The organism is Bombiscardovia coagulans, from assembly GCF_002259585.1.
Taxonomy (GTDB): Bacteria; Actinomycetota; Actinomycetes; order Actinomycetales; family Bifidobacteriaceae; genus Bombiscardovia; species Bombiscardovia coagulans.
Map to the genome: position 1 here is coordinate 1 of NZ_MWWS01000012.1, position 4,200 is coordinate 4,200.

General features: G+C 45.6%; 1 protein-coding gene. It reads left to right on the plus strand.

Going from position 1 to position 4,200, the window contains the following annotated elements; genetic code table 11:
- The first annotated feature begins 1,490 nt into the window (after positions 1–1,490).
- Complete coding sequence (locus BOCO_RS07295; protein ID WP_094723722.1) at positions 1,491–3,776, plus strand: hypothetical protein; 2,286 nt, start codon at positions 1,491–1,493, stop codon at positions 3,774–3,776.
- Positions 3,777–4,200: the final 424 nt, after the last annotated feature.

Genomic DNA, 4,200 nt, shown 5'->3' on the forward strand with positions numbered 1-4,200 from the left:
AACTTATACAGAAATGTTATCAACAATGAACCTTGGTGGGATCAATTTATTTTTCCGTTTGCAAGTAGCTCTTTGGATTATTTTTTGCCCGATGATACCGATCCTCAGTTGAATGGTAATTTGTGGGCTTTTGCTTTGTCGGTTGGTGATTTTACTAGGGTTTTTTTGGATGAGTCGAGCGTGAGTGGTGTTTCTCATTTGTGGCTTTCGTGGACATATGAGACGAAGTTAACCGGTGGTGGTGGTGATTTTGTAGGACACAGGAGTGGTTTGCTGGTGAATGAGGTGGCTGCGGAGACTATTGATAGCATTCAGATTAAGGATGGCTCGTTGAGAGCTGATGCTGTTGTTGCTACACCTGGTTTGCAGTTCGGTAAGAGCAATAAACCCGAAGAAGGTGACCTTTTGGCATATGGAGCTCCGTATGCTATTTTCCGTTTGACGCGTCCTGAGGATCGTTATGGCTCTATGTCCTTCTTGTATGAGGATGGGAATTTTTATGATGCAGACAGTGAAGGCACTCCTCAGGGGCCGCCGAATGGGGTAAAGCCCGTGCAGGCTATGTCNNNTNANNNTGGGATTGTGACTTTTGTTGGTATTCCGATAGTTAAGAAAGATCCTCGTGACCCGAATAGTCCTGGGAAAGTGACTGAGCTGAAGTTTGGCTTGTATGAGTATAAAGAAGCCGAGGTCACGCAAGGGATCGTGTATATTCGTCCTGAGCGAGTGTTTAAGTATGTTGATTTTAGTGGGTATGCAGGTAAAACTCCAGCTGAGTTAGTGAGAACCCGAGGTGGTAAAGGGGTAGCAGCAGATATCAACAAACTCGACTTCGGACCCTACCAGTGCCCCATAGTGCTGGATCACATTGGCCGTCCTGCGTTTGAAGATGACGAGGGAAGGATGATCAAGAAGATCATTATGAATTGGCGTCCTGGTCAGGCTGATCCAGGTAAAGTTGGTGCTTTGCCTTTAACTGGTGGTCGAGGTATTTTGAATATGCTGTTTGTGGGTATCGTGCTCATGATTATGGGTTTGGCGTACCGGAAGTTAAAGCATGACAAGGTTCTTAGCTCTGGACCAGCTCATGCCGGCAAGTAAAATTGTGCATGAAGAATGTTGTAGTTTGCTGCCGAGGCTAATTCGACACGAGAAGACTCTTTGCCGTTTTTAGTAAGGGCACTGGTAATGAATAAAAGCGGATTGGTTATGGCTTTTGAGTGAATTACCTGTAAGGTCAGAAGACCGGTGTGTGAGAAGTTGCTTTGCACACCGGTCTCTTGTAAATGCTGTGTTTTTAAACCACACTCATGCCACTATAACGAAGTTGTCATTTTACTTGGTGTAAGTACGATGTTTTCAACCTACTTTAGTATGGTTGGTAGGTCATATGAGTGTGTCGCGACTGTCGTGGAAATTGGCGTCCAAACTCTGTTGGGGTAATGGGCTAGTAGCTGTTTGTACGGTTGGTGCTAGTAATAGGGTGTGTTATGAGTGAACGTTTCTGGGGGTTTGTGGTTAAGAATGCGGCTGTGGTGAGGCTGTTTCTTTCGTTGTTGCTGGTGGTTGCTGTGCTGTTGGTTTGTGTTCCGGCTGCTCATGCTGAAGTGGTTTTAGTTCCGGGTGATGGTGATACTTATACTTCTGCTGATCAGTTTGTACCTGATTCTGATTCGCGTAAACCTGATAAGGCTTATTTGACGGTGACGAAGCTGTTGAGTAAGAGGGATGGTACAGCTGCTGTAGGTTCGGATAAAGATGCCAGTGTTCTGAAGAACCCCAATGTTGGTGTTCAGTTTTCTGGTGTTGGTGTTGAATTCATGGTGACTCGAGTTACACCGAAGGCTGGGGTGTCTTCTGGTGATATGGATCCGAAGTTGTCAAATTTTGATACTCATGAGCGTTATGTGGGTAAGACGGATGGTAATGGTGTGATTAAGAATGCGCCGAATGCCAGTGTTTCTTCTGCTTCTGATGGGTTTTGGCGTGTGGTTGATAATGGTGGTGTTGTTACGCAGTTCCCTGTGGTTGATAACGCAGGAGTAGTAAATTATTACTTGTTACGGGAGATGGATTCTCCGTATTCTCGTGCGGATAATCCCTTGTATGATCCGTTGTATAATCCGTCTCCTGATGTGATTTTTGATTTGCCGTATCATACGACTAATAAGACTACTCAGTTAGATACAGTTACTGGTGTGCGGTCACCGGTTGAGGTGGCGGGTAATGTGTATCACCTTCATTTGTTCCCTAAGAATGTTGCTAAGAATGATTTGATGAAGACTGCCACGAAGGTAGTTGATGTTGATGGGAAAGATCGTGGTGCTTTGTATGCGCAGGTTGGCGATACGATTTCGTGGGAGGTGGATTATAGGTTATATAATGAGGCTTCTCCGGTTTTGGGTGATGGGAAGTTAGATATTAAAGAGATACAGAAGTATACCGGCAAGAATCGAAATGGTGACAGTGCCGCTGTTGCTGTAGTTGATAGGTTGCCTTCTGGTTTGAAGATGTTGGGGGGATCTCCTGGTGTTGATCCAGTTCCGCAGGTGAAGTTGAATTGGCAGGATGCTAGTGGGGCAGCACATTCTGCACCTATCGACGCAAAGTACAATGTAAAGTCAGTCATTGGTTCTATGAAGGATTCTCAGGGGAATTATGTAGTTGGAACAGGTACTAACGTCTATAGGAACATAATCAGCGACACCCCATTGTGGCTTGAAACGCTTTTTAACAATACTGGAACCGGTTTGGGCGTGTTTCTCACAGATAACCCTGACGCTCAGCTGTGTGGTAACACATGGGCTTGGTATTTGTCGGTTGGTGATTTTACTAGGGTTTTTTCGGATGAGTCGAGCGTGAGTGGTGTTTCTCATTTGTGGCTTTCGTGGACATATGAGACGAAGTTAACCGGCGGCGGTGGGGATTTCCTCGCGCATGAGACTGGTTTGCTGGTGAATGAGGTGGCTGCGGAGACTATTGATAGCATTCAGATTAAGGATGGCTCGTTGAGGACTGATGCTGTGGTTAGTACTCCTGGTTTGCAGTTCGGTAAGAGCAATAAACCCGAAGAGGGAGAAATACCTTATGCAGCTCCGTATGCTATTTTCCGTTTGACGCGTCCTGAGGATCGTTATGGCTCTATGTCCTTCTTGTATGAGGATGGGAATTTTTATGATGCAGACAGTGAAGGCACTCCTCAGGGGCCGCCGAATGGGGTAAAGCCCGTGCAGGCTATGTCAGATGACAATGGGATTGTGACTTTTGTTGGTATTCCGATAGTTAAGAAAGATCCTCGTGACCCGAATAGTCCTGGGAAAGTGACTGAGCTGAAGTTTGGCTTGTATGAGTATAAAGAAGCCGAGGTCACGCAAGGGATCGTGTATATTCGTCCTGAGCGAGTGTTTAAGTATGTTGATTTTAGTGGGTATGCAGGTAAAACTCCAGCTGAGTTAGTGAGAACCCGAGGTGGTAAAGGGGTAGCAGCAGATATCAACAAACTCGACTTCGGACCCTACCAGTGCCCCATAGTGCTGGATCACATTGGCCGTCCTGCGTTTGAAGATGACGAGGGAAGGATGATCAAGAAGATCATTATGAATTGGCGTCCTGGTCAGGCTGATCCAGGTAAAGTTGGTGCTTTGCCTTTAACTGGTGGTCGAGGTATTTTGAATATGCTGTTTGTGGGTATCGTGCTCATGATTATGGGTTTGGCGTACCGGAAGTTAAAGCATGACAAGGTTCTTAGCTCTGGACCAGCTCATGCCGGCAAGTAAAATTGTGCATGAAGAATGTTGTAGTTTGCTGCCGAGGCTAATTCGACACGAGAAGACTCTTTGCCGTTTTTAGTAAGGGCACTGGTAATGAATAAAAGCGGATTGGTTATGGCTTTTGAGTGAATTACCTGTAAGGTCAGAAGACCGGTGTGTGAGAAGTTGCTTTGCACACCGGTCTCTTGTAAATGCTGTGTTTTTAAACCACACTCATGCCACTATAACGAAGTTGTCATTTTACTTGGTGTAAGTACGATGTTTTCAACCTACTTTAGTATGGTTGGTAGGTCATATGAGTGTGTCGCGACTGTCGTGGAAATTGGCGTCCAAACTCTGTTGGGGTAATGGGCTAGTAGCTGTTTGTACGGTTGGTGCTAGTAATAGGGTGTGTTATGAGTGAACGTTTCTGGGGGTTTGTGGTTAAGAA